This is a genomic window from Mycolicibacterium canariasense (assembly GCF_002101555.1).
Lineage (GTDB): Bacteria > Actinomycetota > Actinomycetes > Mycobacteriales > Mycobacteriaceae > Mycobacterium > Mycobacterium canariasense.
In genome coordinates this window covers 45,971-64,065 of record NZ_LQOL01000054.1, presented here as the reverse complement: position 1 = coordinate 64,065, position 18,095 = coordinate 45,971, and the positions used below count along the sequence as shown (strand labels likewise).

General features: G+C 65.3%; 23 protein-coding genes. 8 read left to right on the top strand and 15 right to left on the bottom strand.

Features of this window, described 5'->3' with window-relative positions; all coding sequences use genetic code 11:
* Positions 1–81 precede the first annotated feature (81 nt).
* The gene (locus tag AWB94_RS18935) at positions 82–810 is read left to right on the top strand and encodes a Type 1 glutamine amidotransferase-like domain-containing protein (protein ID WP_062656751.1); all 729 of its coding nucleotides are present in this window, start codon (positions 82–84) and stop codon (positions 808–810) included.
* A 99-nt stretch (positions 811–909) separates the two neighbouring features.
* Here the strand turns inward: AWB94_RS18935 and AWB94_RS18930 are convergent, their stop codons facing one another.
* Complete coding sequence (locus tag AWB94_RS18930) at positions 910–1,719, bottom strand: helix-turn-helix domain-containing protein (protein ID WP_062656750.1); 810 nt, start codon at positions 1,717–1,719, stop codon at positions 910–912.
* 108 nt (positions 1,720–1,827) lie between these two features.
* Here AWB94_RS18930 and AWB94_RS18925 point away from each other — a divergent pair, with 108 nt between their 5' ends.
* On the top strand, positions 1,828–2,283 hold the full coding sequence (locus AWB94_RS18925) for a hypothetical protein (RefSeq protein ID WP_062656749.1): 456 nt from the start codon (positions 1,828–1,830) through the stop codon (positions 2,281–2,283).
* 61 nt (positions 2,284–2,344) lie between these two features.
* Here AWB94_RS18925 and AWB94_RS18920 read toward each other — a convergent pair whose 3' ends face one another.
* Positions 2,345–2,965, bottom strand: a complete 621-nt coding sequence (locus AWB94_RS18920) for a DUF3887 domain-containing protein (RefSeq protein WP_062656748.1) — start codon at positions 2,963–2,965, stop codon at positions 2,345–2,347.
* 134 nt (positions 2,966–3,099) lie between these two features.
* Between AWB94_RS18920 and AWB94_RS34675 the strand changes: the two genes are divergently transcribed.
* Positions 3,100–3,450, top strand: coding sequence for a PASTA domain-containing protein (locus tag AWB94_RS34675; protein ID WP_131805281.1), 351 nt, complete (start codon positions 3,100–3,102; stop codon positions 3,448–3,450).
* A gap of 109 nt (positions 3,451–3,559) precedes the next feature.
* Here AWB94_RS34675 and AWB94_RS18910 read toward each other — a convergent pair whose 3' ends face one another.
* The 7 genes from AWB94_RS18910 to AWB94_RS18885 form a co-directional block, all read right to left on the bottom strand.
* A complete protein-coding gene (locus tag AWB94_RS18910; protein ID WP_234811794.1) occupies positions 3,560–4,663 on the bottom strand; it encodes an endo-1,4-beta-xylanase in 1,104 nt (367 codons plus the stop codon).
* A gap of 309 nt (positions 4,664–4,972) precedes the next feature.
* Positions 4,973–5,788 carry an NAD-dependent epimerase/dehydratase family protein gene (locus AWB94_RS18905; RefSeq protein ID WP_062656745.1) on the bottom strand — a complete coding sequence of 272 codons (816 nt, stop codon included), beginning with the start codon at positions 5,786–5,788 and terminating at the stop codon, positions 4,973–4,975.
* Complete coding sequence (locus AWB94_RS18900; protein WP_062656744.1) at positions 5,785–6,243, bottom strand: MarR family winged helix-turn-helix transcriptional regulator; 459 nt, start codon at positions 6,241–6,243, stop codon at positions 5,785–5,787. Before AWB94_RS18900 ends, AWB94_RS18905 begins: the two co-directional genes overlap by 4 nt.
* 31 nt (positions 6,244–6,274) lie before the next feature.
* Positions 6,275–6,919, bottom strand: coding sequence for an ATPase (locus tag AWB94_RS18895; protein ID WP_201029542.1), 645 nt, complete (start codon positions 6,917–6,919; stop codon positions 6,275–6,277).
* A 9-nt stretch (positions 6,920–6,928) separates the two neighbouring features.
* Positions 6,929–7,249, bottom strand: coding sequence for a hypothetical protein (locus tag AWB94_RS18890; RefSeq protein ID WP_062656743.1), 321 nt, complete (start codon positions 7,247–7,249; stop codon positions 6,929–6,931).
* Between the two features lie 8 nt (positions 7,250–7,257).
* A complete protein-coding gene (locus AWB94_RS35175; protein ID WP_165605317.1) occupies positions 7,258–7,395 on the bottom strand; it encodes a hypothetical protein in 138 nt (45 codons plus the stop codon).
* A gap of 151 nt (positions 7,396–7,546) precedes the next feature.
* On the bottom strand, positions 7,547–7,921 hold the full coding sequence (locus tag AWB94_RS18885; protein WP_062656742.1) for a DUF1622 domain-containing protein: 375 nt from the start codon (positions 7,919–7,921) through the stop codon (positions 7,547–7,549).
* Positions 7,922–8,098: 177 nt separating this feature from the next.
* Here AWB94_RS18885 and AWB94_RS18880 point away from each other — a divergent pair, with 177 nt between their 5' ends.
* Together AWB94_RS18880 and AWB94_RS18875 are read left to right on the top strand one after the other, a co-directional pair.
* Positions 8,099–8,497 carry an ester cyclase gene (locus AWB94_RS18880; RefSeq protein ID WP_062656741.1) on the top strand — a complete coding sequence of 133 codons (399 nt, stop codon included), beginning with the start codon at positions 8,099–8,101 and terminating at the stop codon, positions 8,495–8,497.
* 74 nt (positions 8,498–8,571) lie between these two features.
* Positions 8,572–9,060 carry a GNAT family N-acetyltransferase gene (locus AWB94_RS18875; RefSeq protein WP_062656740.1) on the top strand — a complete coding sequence of 163 codons (489 nt, stop codon included), beginning with the start codon at positions 8,572–8,574 and terminating at the stop codon, positions 9,058–9,060.
* Between the two features lie 58 nt (positions 9,061–9,118).
* Here the strand turns inward: AWB94_RS18875 and AWB94_RS18870 are convergent, their stop codons facing one another.
* The 6 genes from AWB94_RS18870 to AWB94_RS18845 form a co-directional block, all read right to left on the bottom strand.
* On the bottom strand, positions 9,119–9,676 hold the full coding sequence (locus AWB94_RS18870) for a P-loop NTPase family protein (RefSeq protein ID WP_062656739.1): 558 nt from the start codon (positions 9,674–9,676) through the stop codon (positions 9,119–9,121).
* A 78-nt stretch (positions 9,677–9,754) separates the two neighbouring features.
* On the bottom strand, positions 9,755–10,819 hold the full coding sequence (locus AWB94_RS18865) for an ABC transporter ATP-binding protein (protein ID WP_062656738.1): 1,065 nt from the start codon (positions 10,817–10,819) through the stop codon (positions 9,755–9,757).
* A gap of 45 nt (positions 10,820–10,864) precedes the next feature.
* Positions 10,865–11,689, bottom strand: coding sequence for a carbohydrate ABC transporter permease (locus tag AWB94_RS18860; protein WP_062656737.1), 825 nt, complete (start codon positions 11,687–11,689; stop codon positions 10,865–10,867).
* The gene (locus tag AWB94_RS18855; RefSeq protein ID WP_234811792.1) at positions 11,686–12,654 is read right to left on the bottom strand and encodes a carbohydrate ABC transporter permease; all 969 of its coding nucleotides are present in this window, start codon (positions 12,652–12,654) and stop codon (positions 11,686–11,688) included. Before AWB94_RS18855 ends, AWB94_RS18860 begins: the two co-directional genes overlap by 4 nt.
* Positions 12,651–14,012, bottom strand: coding sequence for an extracellular solute-binding protein (locus AWB94_RS18850; RefSeq protein ID WP_062656736.1), 1,362 nt, complete (start codon positions 14,010–14,012; stop codon positions 12,651–12,653). The genes AWB94_RS18855 and AWB94_RS18850 overlap by 4 nt, the downstream gene beginning before the upstream one ends.
* A complete protein-coding gene (locus AWB94_RS18845) occupies positions 14,009–14,998 on the bottom strand; it encodes a carbohydrate kinase family protein (protein WP_062656735.1) in 990 nt (329 codons plus the stop codon). Before AWB94_RS18845 ends, AWB94_RS18850 begins: the two co-directional genes overlap by 4 nt.
* Positions 14,999–15,065: 67 nt before the next feature.
* Here AWB94_RS18845 and AWB94_RS18840 point away from each other — a divergent pair, with 67 nt between their 5' ends.
* Genes AWB94_RS18840 through AWB94_RS18830 form a run of 3 tightly spaced genes read left to right on the top strand, consistent with a single transcriptional unit; the run spans position 15,066 to position 18,072 of the window.
* The gene (locus tag AWB94_RS18840; RefSeq protein WP_234811791.1) at positions 15,066–15,950 is read left to right on the top strand and encodes a DeoR/GlpR family DNA-binding transcription regulator; all 885 of its coding nucleotides are present in this window, start codon (positions 15,066–15,068) and stop codon (positions 15,948–15,950) included.
* The gene (locus AWB94_RS18835; protein WP_062656733.1) at positions 15,947–17,323 is read left to right on the top strand and encodes a 6-phospho-beta-glucosidase; all 1,377 of its coding nucleotides are present in this window, start codon (positions 15,947–15,949) and stop codon (positions 17,321–17,323) included. The genes AWB94_RS18840 and AWB94_RS18835 overlap by 4 nt, the downstream gene beginning before the upstream one ends.
* On the top strand, positions 17,320–18,072 hold the full coding sequence (locus tag AWB94_RS18830; RefSeq protein ID WP_062656732.1) for a glucosamine-6-phosphate deaminase: 753 nt from the start codon (positions 17,320–17,322) through the stop codon (positions 18,070–18,072). Before AWB94_RS18835 ends, AWB94_RS18830 begins: the two co-directional genes overlap by 4 nt.
* Positions 18,073–18,095: the final 23 nt, after the last annotated feature.

The following is an 18,095-nucleotide window of genomic DNA, read 5'->3' as shown; positions in this document are numbered from 1 at the left end:
TTCCGGCTTGCCGGACGACACGACGGAATACGATCACGCTTCGATTGTCTGCCGGCGGCAGATTCGCCTACCGTCGCAGTCATGCCCGCCGATGCTCCGACGATCCTGGCGACCAGCGGGGGCATCGGTGCCGGCCGCCGCACGCGGTTCGAGTTCACTGCGATGACGGATTTCGCGGTCGAGCTGTCCGGCGTCACCGGCCGAGCCCCACGGATCTGTCTACTGGCGACGGCGATGGGCGACGACAAGGCGGTTCTGCACTACCTGACCGAGGCGGCTCAGGTACGTGGCTTTGTGGCGTCGCACGTGGCCTTGTTCCCGATGCCTACGGTCGACGACATCACGGCCCACCTACTGGAGCACGATGTGGTGTGGGTGTTCGGCGGCAGCGTGGCGGGACTGCTCGCGATGTGGCGGTTGCATGGCGTGGATGACGCGTTGCGTGCGGCGTGGCAGGCCGGGGTGGTGTTGACCGGGGTGTCGGCCGGATCGATCTGCTGGCATGTCGGCGGTACCACCGATTCGTTCGGCCCGCAGTTGCGGCCCATCACCAACGGCCTCGGATTCCCGCCTTACGCCAACGGAGTGCACTACGACTCCGAACAGCAGCGCCGGCCGTTCCTGCACGAGTTGGTCGGTTCCGGCGTGTTGCCAGCGGCCTATGCCACCGACGACGGCGCCGGGCTCCTCTATCGGGGTACTCAACTCGTGGAAGCCGTGGCCGAGAATGACGGTGCGGGTGCATATTTCGTTGAGCGAGCAGGTGCCGGGGCAGTGGAGAGCGTGCTGGATGTGCGCCGGTTGCGGTGATGAACGCGTGGTGACGGTCATGTCCTGTCCGGGTATCGGGTGGGGGCGACGTGCCGCAGGGTGGCTGCTGACGTCTCATGGCTGAGTACGTGGTGCTCGTCAACGGCTTTCCGCCCGATGCCGCGCAAGCGATTCGAACGCATCGGCAGTCACCTGATCGGCGGGAAAGAGCAGTTCGACGGCCAACTCGGAAATCGTCACCTCGAATGGCATGTCGAGCGTGCCGAACATGCCGAAGAATGACCACTCGCCGCCGTCACGCGTACGGACTCTGACCGGGCCGAGATTCTGGGCGAAGTCGGATTCCCCTGCCGTATCGCGGTCTTCACGTGGCAGATACGTCTCGAACTCCTCCAGCAGTTGCTCGAGCTGAGCGTCGGCGGTGGCAGCGAGCTGACGCTGAATGCGATCACGAAAGTAGTCCATGACATCGCGGGCGTTGATGATGTGCGGAATCAACTCCAGTGCGACGCGCAGGACGTTGACAGGCGGAATCAGCAAGGCAGGCTCGACCGTCGCGACCAGAGGTTGTATGGCCGCGTTCGCGGCGACGAGGTTCCAATGCCGGTCGAAGACGACGGCTGGATACGGCTCATGGCTTTTCAGGACTCGCTGCAGTGCTTCCCGGACCGGAGCCAATTCAGGCGCCGCGAACGGATGCTCGGGAAAGGCCGGGGCGTGCCCTGCGGCGAGCAACAACCGGTTGCGTTCGCGGAACGGCATGTCGAGCCGCTCTCCAAGGCGCAGCAGCATATCTCGCCCGGGCTTGGCGCGGCCGGTCTCGATGAAACTCAGATGTCGCGCCGAGACGCCGGCATCCAGGGCAAGCTCCAACTGGGTCAGCCGACGCCGTTGCCGCCACTCGCGCAGAGACGGTCCGACCTGCGCAGCGGAGCTAATGGTCGCCATTCGCACCGACTGTAGCCGTATCGGGTTGGCTACTCCATTACCTCCACGTAATCGACAGCACAACCTCCGGAAGCAACGATCACTCGGTAGGACCCTGAGGAGGACGGCATGACCGCATTGCTTCGACGGCTGATCTGCGGCGCAGCGGGCGCCTTGATGGTGGTTGCACTATTGCTGCCGTGGAACGAGATTCAGGACGCCGACCGCGTCGCGTGGGGATTGTGGAAGCTTACTTTTCCGCTCTGCGTGGCTGTGGCCGGCTGTGCGTTGACCAGTGCGATCACCGGCGGGCAGATTGGCCTGAACAGGCCCGATGTTTCGATCATCGGTGCGACTGATGGACTTGGCGTCATCACCACGGTGACGCTGGGCTGGCTGCTGTTTTACACCCTTCCCGCCAACGCCGTCCGCCAGCCTGCCCTCATCCTGGCTTTCATATCGGCGGCCGCAGCAGCCTTCGCGGCCGCCGACTATCGCCCGCTGCGGGGAGCGCCGTGGTTTCCGAAGATGGTCGATCAGCGCGGCAGCAATCGGGCCCCTCGGAGTCTTTCTGGATCACGCTGACGACGACGTTCGAGGGTCCATCCAGATCGATTGGTTGGCTTGCCATTTCGCGTGGGGGCGATCACCCCGCACTGCCTGCCACCTGGGGGTCAAGGATGTACAGGCCCGCGACCGTCCGATCGTCGCGGAAGGTGATGCGAGCGACGAAATCACCAGCCTCGAAACTCAACGGCGTGTTGGTGGTGGTGAAATCACCGGCACGCACGGCCTCAGTGTCGCCGTGGCTCTCGTAGGCTCCGGCCAAGCCCGCAATGTGAGCCCACGCCTCGGCAAGGCCTTCGTCGGTGAGCCGATCGCGCATCGTGTCGTCAAAGCGCGCGCTGACGTCAGCCCACCTGCCGTGCGCGAGATCGTCGATGACGGTTGCGGCCAACTCGTCGGCTCCGGGCAGTGGATTGGTGTTCATGGCTTCGCCGGTTCTGGGATCGATGGGCTTGCCGTAACGCTGGAAAGCGGCCTGTCGCGACACCCCGAGGACGTCGCCGATCTCCTGCCACGTTCGGCCGGCATCGCGTGCTTGCTCGACGGCTGCGGCCATAAAGGCATCAGCCTGACGCTGGACATCGCGAGCGGCGCGCACCCAGTCGAGCGGATCGTTGTCGCTGCGAAGAACCGGGGCAGCGAGGATCTGGCCAAGTTCGTGGTGGAGCTGCTTGCCCAATGTCGTGAACGAACGTGCCATGTGTCAATGATCGCTTGACGAGCGGTGAAGTGTCAAGGTGTGGTTGACGCCGGTTTTGGGTCCGGTCGATGCTTTTCGGAAGGTGAGCGGGCGCCTAGCATCGCGATGTGGGGATAACGGGGGTGGGTCGCGGCGTGACGTTGTCTGCGGTGATCTGGGGATGTGCCGCGATCGCTGTGCTCGGCATCGCCGGGTGTTCGCACGGCGTTGCGCCGCCGCGCGCGGCGTCATCTCTGCCCTCAGCGTCACCGGCGCACGACAAGAACCGACCCGCATCGCTCGTCATGCCGGATGTGCGGGGCAGGTTCTGGTTCGATGTTGCGCGGCAGTTGCAGGCATGGGGTTGGTCGGGCTCTCTTCTCAAGGGCTCCGATGTCCACGGCTCGGGGTATGCGCCCGGCCAGATTGTCACGCAGGATCCGGAACCCGGGGAGCGTATTGCCATGAACGGAATGATCACGCTACAGTTCGCCGGCTCTGATTAAACGCCGTTCGAGTCATCCACCTTGAGACCAGAGTTGTTGCGGCGGAGCCTTTCTGGTCCGACCCCCTCGGCTCGGGCTTATCGTGGCGGCGACGGATAGGCCCGGCATGTCATGGTTTGGTGAGTGCGTCGGTGATGCCCGCCCAGGCGGGTTTGCGGGTGTAGTCGGTGGTGGTTGGGGTGGCCGCGCCGTAGCCGGAGAAGGTGTCGGGGTAATCGGTGATCCATGAGTGCCTGTCGGTGAATCCCCAGAACGTGATGCCTGAGCAGCGTGGCTGGTGCAGGCACAGCTCGGTCATGGTCTGGTAGACCTGCCGCTGGCGGACGAGGTCGGCAGGGTCGGCGATGCCGTTGACGACGGGGATGCGTACGTCGAGTTCGGTGAACCGGATGGTCAGGCCCAGATCGACGAATCGCTGCAGGTTGCCGGCCATGTCGGTAATGGATGGTTGTTGGCCTTGGCCACCGAGCATGTGGGCTTGGAAGCCGACTCCGTCGATCAGCGGTTTGGTGGTTGGTGTGCCGTCGATGACCACGTCGACGGTGGTGTCGTGCAGGCGTTTGACCAGATCGTAGATGGCGTTGGATTTGTCGCTGTGGGTCTCGGCGCTGTGGTCGTTGTAGAGCAGCTGCGCGGTCGGGTCGGCGAGACGGGCGGCACGGAAGGCGTCGAAGATGTACTGGTCGCTGCCGGTGGTGGCCCACCAGGTGGTGGGTTGCAGGTGGCCCATCTGATCGAATGCTTCGTTGACGACGGTGACGGTGCTTGCCTTGCCCGCATAGCGTTTCATGATGGTGGTGATGGAGTCGAGCATCAGTTGATGGCGTTGGGCCGGCGGCAACTCTTTGACGGCCGTTGGCACAATCTGCCATTGGGGCTGATCCAGCGGGTCCCAGATCAACGAGTGGATCTGGAATTCGCGATGGTGTTGTGCGGCCAGCTGCGCGACGGCGTCGGCTTCGCGGAAGTCGAAAACACCGGGGGCGGGTTGGATGGTGTTCATCATCGTTCCGATTTCGGTTGTGAGTGAGCCGAATTCGGTGACAGCCACCTGCTGGTAACACTGGTCGCCGGCCGCGTAGGAACTGCGGTAGGCCGTGCCGAACGTCTTGCCGCGCGCCAACGCCAGGTCGGCTAGCGGGCTGCCCTCCATGTCGCAGCCAGCATCGTGGATGTGGTCTGTGGGCGCAGCCGGGGTCGAGCACCCCGACATCACGACACCAACAACCAGAGCGAGGGCCACGAGTCGTATGCGCGTTCTCGTGCCCATACCGGCCTTCGCTCACTAACCCGTTGGAGTGGAGCGTTTTTCGTGCGATCCGGACGCTGCGGCGCATTCCGCAATGGCAACCGGTCTACGTGCGTCGGCAGCCACCGCTCGAATGTCCGGTCCGTCGATTCGGTCGCACGCAGTCACGGCGCAGCCTTGTAGCAGAGCATATTTCCAACCCCCAGTACCTCTTCGCGACATGCGAGGCAGCCGCGATTCCCCTGTCGAGATGGTGCCGCATCCGAGCGGATATCACAACATGTTTTGCTCGACGGCGTGATGGACGGTGCGCACGCTGGGCCGGAAGCCGAGTCGGCGCGCGAGCCCACCATCCATGTGCAGACGCCACGGGTCTTTCAGTGCCTGTGACGACGGGTCCATCGCGCCGCCGCCGATCTCGACGAGTTCATAGAGTGACGTCGGTGCTTCATCGGTGATGTTGACGATTCGGCCGTCCCAGGCTCCGGTGAGTGCGATGCGGGTTGCGGTCGCGATGTCACGATGATGAACGAGGCTCATTCGCTGCGCCGGATGCATTCCGGCGCTCGTCGCATGAGCGGGCAGCGACTCGAGGTGGCCGTCGCCGTCACCGTAGACGAAGCCGTAACGCTGGATCGTCCACGTTAAATTACTGCTGCGCAGGGCATTCTCGGCCGCGAGCTTGCTTGCCGGGTAGGCCAGCGTCGGGGCGGCGGGGTCGTCCTCGCGGCCCGGACGCGTGCCGTCAGCGTCGTAGATGTGTGCCGTGCTCGCCATGATCAGGCGCGCCGCGGGTGCGTGCTGCTGGACCGCGGAGATGAGGTTGACGGTCCCGTCGCGGTTCGTCTTCCAGATCAGGTCGGTGTCCGTCGTGCGGAAGACGGCGGCCAGATGCACGATCGCCTCGACACCGCTCACTGCTGCGGTGAGGGAGGTGCTGTCGGAGAGATCGGCTATCACCTCCGTCACGTGCGGTGGCACCGACCCGGGCCGGCGCACCACGGCGCGGCAGTCGTGGCCGTCCTCGACGAGGCGCGGCAGCAGCCGGGTGCCCACCAGGCCGGTGGCACCGGTTACCAGAATCTTCATGAGCCCTCCCTCTGTGAGAATTGTTCGAGGCGCTCGGTGGCGGCTCGCAACACCCGAATGGCGGCCTCGATGTCGGCCGGGGCCATCCCGTCGAACGCCACGGCGTGTATTCGGGTCAGGTCGGGCAGCTCGTGCCACAACGTTTGACCGATCTCGGTGAGGCGCAACAGTTTTTGTCGGTGATCGATGCTGTCGGGGATCTGCTCGACGAGCCGCTTGCGGACCAGAGTGACGACGACGGCGCTCAGAGTTGCACGCTCGACTTGGAGGATGCGTTGCAACTCCCGTTGCCGGGTGGGGCCGGCGTGCACGAGTTGGCACAGCACATACCACTGGGTCGCACCGAGGTCGTAGGGCCGTAACGAGTACTCCATGGCTGCACGCGCGGCGAGGTAGCAGCGCTTGGTCCACGCACCAACGGTGTCGTGCTGAGCCGCCCCGGTTTTGTCTGCCACCAGACAATAATGTCTGCTAGCAGACAAGATGTCAATCCGCCGTCGGCGCCCGCCATGGGGTGCACGCGAGGACGTCGGCCGCGACGTCGCAGACACTGCGGTCGTCGGTTGCGATCAGGTGCACATCGTCGTTGATGCCGGCGGCCAAAGTGGTCGCCATCTGCTGGCTCGACCCCCGGTGTCGGTTGAACCCCGTGCCGGTCTCGCGCTGGCGCAGCCGGTGGGTGGCGGTGGCGTCGGTACAGGTCAACAGAACCGGGACAACGCGCGGTCGATCACCCATCGCAGCAATGATTTTGGTCGATTCATCCGGGAGAACGCAGGCGGTTCCCACGAAGATGAGCCGGCGGAATCCGAGTGACCGGTAGTTGGCCCAGATCGCCGAGAGGTTGCGTTCGGCCAGACCATGCTCCCATGGGACGGGGTATGCGAGGTCCAGCATGTCGCCATCGATCACGGCATGGCTGATGTCCTCTGCGAGGAGGACCTCGTGGCATTCGAACGCGACGCTGCTCTTGCCCACCCCCGAACGCCCTCCGATCAACAGAACCTCGGCGCGGTCGTTCACACCAGAGTTGGCCGCCGCGTAACCTTCCACCGGCTGGAACCTAGAGGCTTGAACTGACGGTGGCCAACCATTTTCGGGCTCGAAGCCGAGCGTCTTGCTGCGCGGCACGGCGCTTTGTCAGATCACTCCCGAATTATGGAGTGTCGCAATGAAGTCGAGGATGTGTAGCAGCCCGAGAAGCAACAGCACCGTGCCTCCGACGATGAAACCGGTTCCTCCCGACCGCGGGCGCGGCAAGCGAAGGTCGTCGGTGGGTGCCGTCCTGTCGGGATGTAGCAGGCGACTGTCATCGGCCCGGTCCCAGCGCATGCGGTCGCTGCGGCGCACGACGCCGAGAACAGTCAGTGCCACGCCCGCGGCGGTGAATGCGACCGCGCGGGCTGCGGGGCCGATCCACGATGCGATAGCACCCTCGGCGAGCACCTGCTCGACTGACATCCGCTTCGCTAATCCGTCAGTTCAGGTTCGTCGTCGTCCTCAAGTGGCGGCCGCGGCTCCCGCATGACCAACACTGCCCAGACCACGCCGCCGACCAGCGCTGCCATGACCGCTAAGGCGGCCAGCTGCCCCGCCAGATAACTCATCGTCGTTCTCCTCAGATGTCACTCGATTGCTTCTTGCCAGGTTCGTCGGAAATCAGCTGCCAAACCGAACGTCATGAGGAGTGTGATCTACACCCGCAGCGGTATCGCCGTCGGATACGTTCGGCGCTGTCCGTCGACCAGCAGCGCTTGGCTACCGGTCCGGAGGCTTGGGCGGCTCGACGGCCGCCGGTCGCTTCTTCTGCCACGGCCAGCGACCGCTGATCTCCAACTCCAGCGACCAGCTCAGAAAGGTCCTGATCAGCACGATGCCGGCCAGCACGGCCACGCTCTGCGCGGTCGGTGTCACTGCGACCGTGCGGATGATGTCGGCCGCCACCAGCAGCTCAAGACCGAGCAGAATGGACCGGCCGAGTTGTTGGCGCAGCTTCTCGTAAGTGTCGCTCTCCTTGCGCCGTAGCCGACCGATGGCGAACCCCGCCGCCATCACCGCGCCGATCGCGATGATGGCCACTCCGGTTCCGTCGATAACCGTGCCGACGGTCTCCACGACCTCGATGAACGTCATGTGCCAAGAGGCTATGCGGTGCGGACCACCGCCCGCGGTCCAATGGTCTGGGAGGTGATCGATGCGCTCGGTTTTATCGCCTCGGGGCGCAGCCGAGCATGACGCCGGCTGCCGACACCTCGGCACCGTCTTGAGCGTGCTGTAATCGAGTACTGACGATCGAGAAGGGCAACGCCATTGGCCAGCACGCGCGCCGAGCTCGAAGACCTGTACCGCCGCTACCTCAACGCCTGTAACGACCACGACATCGATCGCATGTCGACCTTCTACAGTGGCGCGATCAGGGTCAACGACAGCCCGATGCCGCCCGGAGCGGTCGCCGAACAGTTCGCCCCGATCTTCGCGGCATTCCCGGATTGGCGCTGGGAGGTGCGAGGTCTGGCCATCGATGGCGACCTGATCTCGCTGCGGTTCGAGGTGGGCGGCACCCACCTCGGTACCTTCGCGGGCGTGCCCGGGACCAACCGGCGGGTGAGCATCCCCGAATTCACCATCTACCGCGTCGAAGACCAACTGTTCGCCGATGTGTGGGATCTGTCCGACATGACGTCACTGCTGGCTCAGATCAGCCACTGACTGCTCACGCGCGTCGCCTCGCCGTGAACCGGCGAATCGACGAATGTCGGTGGCCTGACTGAGAGAATGCCGCCATGACTGGGTTTCCGACGGTGCGATTGCGCGAGGCCACGAGCGCTGACGACGCCTTCGTCGTCGAGATGGCCCGCCACGCCTGCATCATCGAGGATTGGCCGCTTCCCGATCCGGATGACGACGAGGTGCTGAGCATGCTGCCCCCGGCAGGCGAGATACCTATCATCGCCGAAGATCGGCTGGGGGAGCCCGTTGGAGCGACCTGGACGTGGCACAACGATCCGCCGCTGCGGCTGGATGCCGACGGTGAATCGATTCCCGAGTTGTGTATTGCGGTCGCGCCGGGTCTGCGCGGCAGGGGTATCGGTGGCGTGCTGTTGGACGCGCTATTCGTGCGCTGCGCCCCGACCATGGACGTGATGTGCACCAATGTCCACGTTCGCAATCCGGCTCAACGCCTCTACCGACGCAAGGGCTTCACGGAGGTCGGTCAGGGCCGCGGCCCGCTCGGCGTGGCGATGCTCAAGGATCTGCGGGCGGTCCACTGAGTCTCCCTCGGCCGCAGGGCAGGCCCGACGGGCGTCGTGCGGTCCTCGCAGCCAGAAGTTACCCGCGCATGGCGGCTTGGCCGACCCAGCGTGCGCTGTCGCGCCGGGATGTCAGGCGAACGATGTGCAGATGTGGGTGGCGGGCTTCGATGGCCGGCAGCAGGTCTCGGTACTTGTTGCGGGTGCGGATGCCCCATCGCACGATGTGCTGCGGGTCGGTGAAGAACCTGTGCAGTGGCCCTTCGTAATTGCCGTTCCACAGTTCCACGCGACGCAACCGCCGGTGCAACGTGCGGCGGGTTAACTGATACAGCGTCAGGGGTGTGGGCAGGTCGAGCCACAGCATCGTGTCGGCGCGTTCGGCAATCTGGTCGCGTACCGCCGCGTACTGCCACTCGACGACCCACGATGCACCGGAGATGACGGTGTGTACGTCGTCGGCGAATTCGTCTCGGGGCTGCCAGTTCGGGCCATGGAACAGGCCGTCGATCTCGACATGGGGGATAGCGAGGCGGTCCGAAACATGTTTGGCCAACGTCGTTTTACCCGATCCGGATACTCCGGCGATCGCGATGCGGCGCGGCCGCCAGGTGATCGGATCGAATACGGACAACACTTGCCGAGCCTAAAGCAACTCCGGATCTCATCTCGTTGCCGGTATCGCGGCCTTGCCCGCCGTCGCGCGCCACCATGGTCACGGCATCCGGATGCCGGTGCCCTTGTCGAAGAGATGGATGGCGTCGGGGTCCGCCGTCACGTGCACGACATCGCCCATGCCGATCCGGTCGCGGCCACTGGTGCGGACGATGACATCCGAGCCGACACCGCCGACGGTCCCGTAAAGGTAGGCATCGGCCCCCAGCGTTTCGACCACCGCAACGGTGACCGGGATGCCGGCCCCCGGTTGTGTCAGCCGCCATCCCTCGGGCCGCACTCCGACGATGACGGGCCCGGTCGTGGCCTCCGAGCGCGCAACCGCCATGGTGTGTCCCGCGGCGGTGACCCCGGACTCGCCGAGTTCGCCGTCGAAGAACTTCATCGCGGGGGATCCGATGAACCCGGCGACGAACACGTTGGCCGGCCGGTCGTAGAGTTCCATGGGCACGCCGACCTGCTGTAGCTCACCGTCTTTCATGACGGCCACCCGATCACCCATCGTCATGGCTTCGGTCTGGTCGTGAGTGACATAGACGGTGGTGACGCCGAGTTCACGCTGCAGTTTGGCGATGTCGGTGCGGGTTTGCACCCGCATCTTGGCATCCAGGTTGGACAGCGGTTCGTCCATGCAGAACACTTGCGGATTGCGAACAATGGCCCGGCCCATGGCCACCCGTTGTCGCTGTCCACCCGACAGCGCCTTGGGTTTGCGGTCGAGGTAGTCGGTGAGACCGAGGGTCGCGGCGGCCGTGGCAACTCGACGCTCACGCTCATCTTTGGGCAGGCCGGCGTTCTTGAGACAGAATTCCATGTTCCCGGCCACCGTCATGTGTGGGTACAGGGCGTAGTTCTGGAACACCATGGCGATATCGCGGTCCTTGGGCGCGGTCGTGGTGATATCCCGCCCGCCCAGGCGAATGGAGCCGGCGGTGACCTCTTCCAGGCCCGCCAGCATGCGCAGCGTGGTGGATTTTCCGCAACCGGAAGGCCCGACGAGGACCATGAATTCGCCGTCGGCGATTTCCAGGTCGATACCGGCCACCGCGGGCGTCGGCGCCTTCGGGAACCACCGCTGGGCCTTCTCGAATTGGATGGTCGCCATGGGTTTGCTCCTTGTGTCGTGGGTGCTCGGGTGGGGGAGTCGGTATCAGCGGGAGGAGATTCCACCGACCATGCCGGTGATGAATCGCTTCTGTAATGCGAAGAACAGCACGGCGATCGGCAGCGCGACCATGACACCGGCGGCCGCCAGCAGTGAGTAATCCGTGAGGTGCTGCCCCTGGAACAGGGCCAAGCCCAGTGGGGCGGTACGCCGGTTGTCGGAGACCACCAGCACCAGCGGCAGCAGGAATTCGTTCCAGGTCCACATCGTCACGATGACGGCCATCGTCATCATCGGTGCCAGGCTCGGCGGGACGACGATGCGCCACAGCAGGCGCAGGTCGCTGGAACCGTCCAGCCGCGCGGCTTCGATGATCTCGCCGGGAAACCCGCGGAATTGATTTCGCATCCAGAACACCGCGAAGCCGAGTGACTGGGCGGTCTGCGGCAGGATCAGCGCCCAGTAGGTGTCGGTGAGACCGACGGTGCGCAGGTTGAAATACAGCGGAATGATGAAGGCTTCGGCGGGCAGGGTCAGGCCCAGCAGCAGGACGTAGAACAACACCGACGAACCGGGAAAACGCATCCGGGCGAACGCGTAGCCGGCGAATGTCGCCAGGACCACCGTCAGCAGTACCACGGCGGCGGTCACCACCACGCTGGACAACAGGTAGCTGCTGAAATTGCCGCGGTCCCATGCCGCGCCATAGTTGTGCAGATCGATGCTCGTCGGAATGGCGAACCCACCCGAGTTTTCCTTGCTGGGTGTGATCGAGGACATCAGCACACCGAACAGCGGCACCAGGGCGAAGACCGCGAACAGAGCGAGAATGACTTGGTTGACGGTCTTTTCGGTACGGCTGGGGTTCATTCGGCCTCCCGCGGACTGATCCGGCTGATCATGAAGGTCAGGGCGACGATCGCGATGGTCAGAACCACGGCGATGGCTGAGGCCAGGCCCACCTGCCCGGTGTTGAAGGCCCGGTTGTATGCCTCGAAGGCGGGCACGGTGGTGGCGGTTCCGGGTCCGCCGCGGGTGGTGATGTAGACCAGGTCGAAGGTCTTCAAAGCCGACACCACGGTGAGGGTCAACGCCACCGCGATCTGGCCGCGCAGGGACGGCAGCGTGATGGCGACGAATTCACGTACCCTTCCGGCCCCGTCGAGGCGAGCGGCTTCGAACAGTTCCGGCGCGATGTTGCCGATTCCGGACAGGAAGAGCACCACGCACAACCCGATGTTGAGCCAGGTCCCGATCAGGCCGATGGCGATCAGCGCGAAGGTGTGATCGCCCAACCACACCTGGGTCAGGGTGTCCAGTCCCACTGCCCGCAGCGTCTGGTTCAGCAGGCCGTTCTGCGAGTAGATGGAGATCCAGATCGTGCCGATGACGACCGTGGCGATCACCTGCGGCAGGAAAAGAACGGTGCGGAAGAACGACATCGATCGCATCGCATGCGCCCGTGAGATGACGGCACTGAGCACCAGCGCGATCACGACGGGCACCGCCGCGTAGAACAGGATCAGGACGCCGGCATGCAGGAAGGATGCTCGCAACTGGTCATCGTCGAAGACGTTGAGGTAGTTGGAGATTCCGGCGACGGTGGCAGTCCCGAGACCGTCCCAGTTGTAGAACGAGTACTGGACGGTCTGCACCAGCGGAGCGCCGAGGAACACCACGAACACCAGGAATGCCGGTACCACATAGAGATAACCACGGATCGCCGCGCGGGCCCCCACCCTGGTTGCCGGTGCAGTCGGGCGGCGGCTACCCGGAACGGTGGTCGGCGTGTCGGGCGCGGCCCGTCGTCGTGGTGGGCGCAGCGTCACGGTCATTTCTGGTTCTTCAGGAAGGCGGCGTAATCCTTCTGTAGCGAATCGACGAACTGTTGCGGATCGACCTGGCCGCCGAGCAGTTCCTGCATGCCCGTGGTGATGGTGTCGTAGAAGGTCGGCGTGCTGTAGTCGAGATAGGGCACCACGCCATCGGCCTTCTGCGTCTCGCGATACCGCGTCGCGATGTCGGCGGCCAATGTGTTCGCCTTCGGTTCGTAGCCCGTCGGCAGAACCGTGGGCAGATTGCCCGAATCGAGCAGCACCTGAGCGGCTTTGGCGTTGGTGACGAAGTCGATGTAGGCGGCGGCGACGTCGGGATGAGCGGACTTGGACGTGATGGCCCACGCCAGGCCCTGCCCGCCGGTGGTGGCAGGCTTGCCGTCATCGGAAGTCAGGGTGGTGAAACCGACATTGTCGCCCAAGGCATCCTGCAAGGGCTGCTGCAACCAGGTTCCGGTGAGGGTGAACAGCGCTCCGCCCTTGCCGAAGGTGGCGACGGCGTCGTCACGCGAGACACCGTTGGTTCCCGGCGTCAGATAGCCCTCGGCAGACCACGCGGCGACCTGTTGGGCGGCTTTCAGCGATGCCGGATCGGTCCAGGCACCCTCGCGGCCGCTGACCAGATTCTTCACCGCCGGCGCACCGGCTACTGCGGCCTGGACGACACCGAACATGTGGATACCGGGCGACTTGTCGAGATTGCCGAAAGCCATCGGCAGCATGCCCTTGGCCTTGGCGGCGGCCATCGCGGCGTCCAACTCACCGAGTGTGGTCGGTGCGGACAGGCCGAGTGAAGCCAGCTTCTCACGGTTGTAATAAATGCCCACGACCTCGCCGGTTTGCGAGACACCGAAGAGGGTGTCGCCCTGCCAGGTCTTGCCGTCACTGCTGAAACTGTTCTGCTTGAGCAGGCTTTCGGGATAGTAGGTGTCCCAGCCGTAGAGCTTGGCGTAGTCGTTCATCGGACGCAGCATCCCGGCCGCGACGAATGCACCCATGTCCGGGTACCCCTGGTTGGCCTGCACCACGTCGGGCGGAGTGTTGCTGGAGAGCGCCAGTTTCAGGGTGGACTTCAAGTCGCTGAACGACTCGACGGTCCGCTTGATCGTGACGTTCGGGTACATCTTCTGGAACTCGGTGTTGAGCTGTTCCTGGGCCTTCACCATGCCGCCGTCGGTGTTCTGGTCCCACACCGACAGTGTGACCGGGCCTGCCGAGGAGATGTCCTTGGAGACCTCGTTGGTGGGGGCGGCGGGGGTACCGCCACCGGATGGGCCGGGCGCACACGCGGTCGCGATCAGCAACGTGGCGGCCGTGGCAACGGCGGCCCCGAGTCGATAGAGGCGGGTTCTGGTCATAGCGAGAGCGCTCCTGGTGTCGCAGGGATGGGGGAATTGCGGTGCTGTTCGGCCCAATCGCGGACCGGTGCCCAGTGCGGGTCGTGGTGTTGCTCGGCGAGCAGATCGGCGATGTCGGCGGGACGGGGTGCGCTGCGGGCACCGCCGGCGCCGCGTACCGAGCAGGTGGCGCTGACGCTGGCCAATCGCAGGCGTTGATCCAGCTGCCAGTCCCATGCCGTGGCAGCCATGAACGCCGCGGTGAAGGCGTCGCCGGCTCCTGTTGGGTCCACCGCCCGGACGGTGATCGCCGGGACCTGCAGCCGGTCCGCTCCCTCGGCGGCCAGCGCACCGCCCGGCCCCAACGTGATGACGGCCAGGCCCACCCGCTCGGCGAGGATGTCGAGCGCGGCATCGGCGGTCTGCGCGCGGGTGTAGGCGAGGGCTTCGACCTCGTTGACGATGAGGATGTCGATGGCGTCGAGTTGGTCGAGCAAGGCCTCCGACCACTGGCCCGACGGGTCCCAACCCACGCCGCCCACGAGTGTGGTGCCCTTGGCGCGTAGCCGCGCCGCATCGGTGTCGATGGGGCCACGGCCCATGCCGACATGGGCGACGCGTACGGGAGTCGAATCGGGCCAGGACGGCAGATGCGGGGGCTGCTGCTCGAAGGTCACGAAGGATCGGTCGTGCCCGTCGGTGATGGCCACCGTGATGGGGTTCTGGTATTCGGCGTGCTGGACGGCGAAGCGTAGATCGAGATTCGGTTCGCCGCGCAGGGTGCGCTCGATGATGCAACCGATCGGGTCATCGCCGAGTTCGGTCACCAACGCGGTGTATGCCCCCAACCGGGCCGCCGCGACCGCCCGGTTGGCGGCACCGCCGGGCGATATGGCGAAGTCCCGCGCGTACACCTCTGCTCCCGGTGCCGGCGCCTCGACGCCGGTGAACACCAGATCGCTGAACACCCGGCCCGAGACCAGTACGTCGATCTCACGATCGGTCACTCGTGGGTACCTCCACCTGTTTTGAAAGAGTTTGGTGGTCTTTGCGCGGTCAGCGTGACCGGCTTGCATGACGATTATGTTTCTTGATCGTCTCTCGTGGGTTATTTTGCGAAAAGTTTTCCAGAAGTCCTCCAAAGTTGTGCAAAGTCAATCATTCTCTGGGTACGATCCGGGCATGTTTCTTGCCCAGCGTCACGAACGCATCCTGGCCGCGCTCGCCGGTGGCGGCCAGTCCGTGGTGCAGCTCGCCGCGGCGCTGGGGGTGAGCGAGTCGACCATCCGCCGCGATCTGGACATCCTCGCCAAGGGTGGCCAGCTCGAGCGTCTCTACGGCGGGGCCATGCTGACGCAGGGAAGCCGGGCCAACATCACCGACTCGGGCAGCGTCGAGGACCCGTTCACCTCCGACACCCGCGGCGATCTGGAGCTGCGTCGCAAGATGGCGACCGAGGCGGCGCAACTGGTCTCCGACGGCGACGTCGTGGTGCTCGACATCGGCTCGACGACCCAGTTGGTGGCACGTGAACTGCGGGGGCGCCCGGTCACCATCATCACCTCGAACCTGGCGGTCCTCGACGAGGTTCGCGACGACGACGTCGTCGAAGTGGTGCTGCTGGGCGGGGTGCTGCGGCGCAATCAACAGTCACTGGTCGGCCCGCTGGCCGAACAGGTCATCGGCCAACTCAGCGCCGACATGATGTTCTTGAGCTGCACCGGAGTTCGTGGCGGCCACGTGCTGGACAACATGGCCGTCGAAGCGCCGATCAAACAGGCCCTCATCGCGGCGTCGCAGCGCATCGTGCTGCTGGCCAGTGAACTGAAATTTCCAGGCTCGGGCGCGCTGCGCCTGTGTTCTCTCGATGAAGTCGATGTGCTCATCACCACGGCGGGCACGCCCCACGACGAACTCGCGCATCGCCGGGAGGCCGGCAGAAAGGTCATCGTCGCATGAAACTCACGATCCTCGGCGGAGGCGGATTCCGCACTCCCTACGTCTGGCAGGCCCTGATCCGCGATCAGGGCTCGCCCCGGGTGACCGAGGTCGCGCTCTACGACGTCGACGAGGGCCGGCTGGCCACCATCACCACGATCCTCGAGCAGCTTGCCGCCGGGTTCGCCGACCCGCCGACCCTGCGGACCTACACCCAACTGGAACCGGCACTGGAGGGCGCCGATTTCATCTTCGCGGCCGTACGCGTCGGTGGCGTCGAGCAGCGCTGCTGCGACGAACACGTTGCGTTGGACCTCAACGTGATCGGGCAGGAGACAACCGGACCCGGAGGCATCGCCTACGCGCTGCGCACCGTACCGGTGATGCTCGACATCGCCGAGACGATCCGTCGAGTCGCCCCCGACGCCTACTTCCTCAATTTCACCAATCCCGCCGGGATCATCACCGAGGCGCTACAGAGCGTCCTGGGCGACAGGGCCCTCGGCATCTGTGACACGCCATCGGGTTTGGGTCGACGGGTGGCAGGGGTTCTCGGCCATGACCACACCCGCATCGACATGGACTACGTCGGCCTGAACCACCTCGGCTGGATGCGCCGGGTGCTGGTCGACGGCCGCGACGTGCTGCCGGATCTGCTGGCCGACGAGTCGCGGCTGAAGCGGTTGGAGGAGGCGCAGGTCTTCGGGGTCGACTGGATCCGGACGCTCGACGTCATCCCCAACGAGTATCTGTACTACTACTACTTCCACCGTGACGCCGTCCGGCGCATCCTCGAATCCCCGCAGACCCGTGGTGATTTCCTGCTGGAGACCCAGGGGCGGTTCTTCACCGACGCCGCCGCCCAACCGGAGATCGCGGCCAAACTGTGGACCGCCGCGGTCGACGAGCGTGGTGCGAGCTATATGGCCGAGGCCAAGGGCGGAGTGCAGGGCGCCCCGGTCATCGAGCGGGAGCGTGAGACCGACCCGGCGCACCTGGGCTACGCCGGTGTGGCCCTCGGGGTGATGGCCGCGATCAGCCGCAACGAGAAGCGGACGATGATCCTCAACGTCCGCAACCGCGGCACCATCCACGGACTACCCGCCGACGCGGTGGTCGAGGTGTCGACGATGGTGGATGCCAACGGTGTCCATCCGCTGACCCTGGAAACGCAGCCGGATCTGCATCAGCTCGGTTTGATGCAGCAGGTGAAAGCCGTTGAGCGGCATACCATCACCGCGGCAACCACCGGATCGAGCACCGAGGCGCTCAAGGCGTTCGCCCTGCACCCGCTGGTCGACTCGGTGGGCGTGGCACGTGAACTGCTGGCGCGTTACGTCGATGCCAACCCCGATATCGCCCGGGTGCTGGCCAAGCGTTCGAAGGTAGCGTGACGCCCGTCGTCGAGATCAGCGCCGATGCCGACGCCACCGGATCCCGAGTGGCGGAGCGGATAGCGGCGCTGATCCGCGCCAAACCCGACGCGGTCGTCGGTGTGGCGACCGGGTCGTCACCGGAGCCGGTCTATCGCGCCCTGGCGCGCCACATCGACGACGGCCTCGACGCATCGGGGGTCAGCTGGTTCGCCCTGGACGAGTACATCGGTCTGCCGCACGGCGATCCACAGTCCTATCGGGCGGTGCTCGAGCGTGTGCTCATCGAACCGCTGGGTCTGGACACGGCCTCGCTGCATGTCCCTGACGGTGCCGCCGCGGATCCTGACGCGGCCGCCGCGGCCTATGAGATGGCGCTCGCCGGCACCACGGTGGATCTGCAGATCCTGGGCATCGGCGAGAACGGCCACATCGGTTTCAACGAGCCGGGCACACCGTTCACCGCCACCACCCATCGAGCCAGCCTCACCCGATCCACTCGGATGGCCAACGCCCGGTTCTTCCCCTCGCTGGACGCGGTTCCCCAGGAATGCCTGACCCAAGGTCTGGCGACCATCATGCGCGCCCGCCGCATCGAGCTGGTCGCGTTCGGGGAGCGCAAGGCCGGCGCGGTGGCCGCGGCGTTGTACGGTCCGATCACCGACCGATGCCCGGCGAGCCTCCTACGGCGTCATCCGGACGTCCGGGTCAGCGTGGACGCCGAGGCCGCGACGGAACTGCGCGCAACGTCGTGCGCTGTGCAGCAATAGTCCCCGGCGGTCAATGCGGTCGA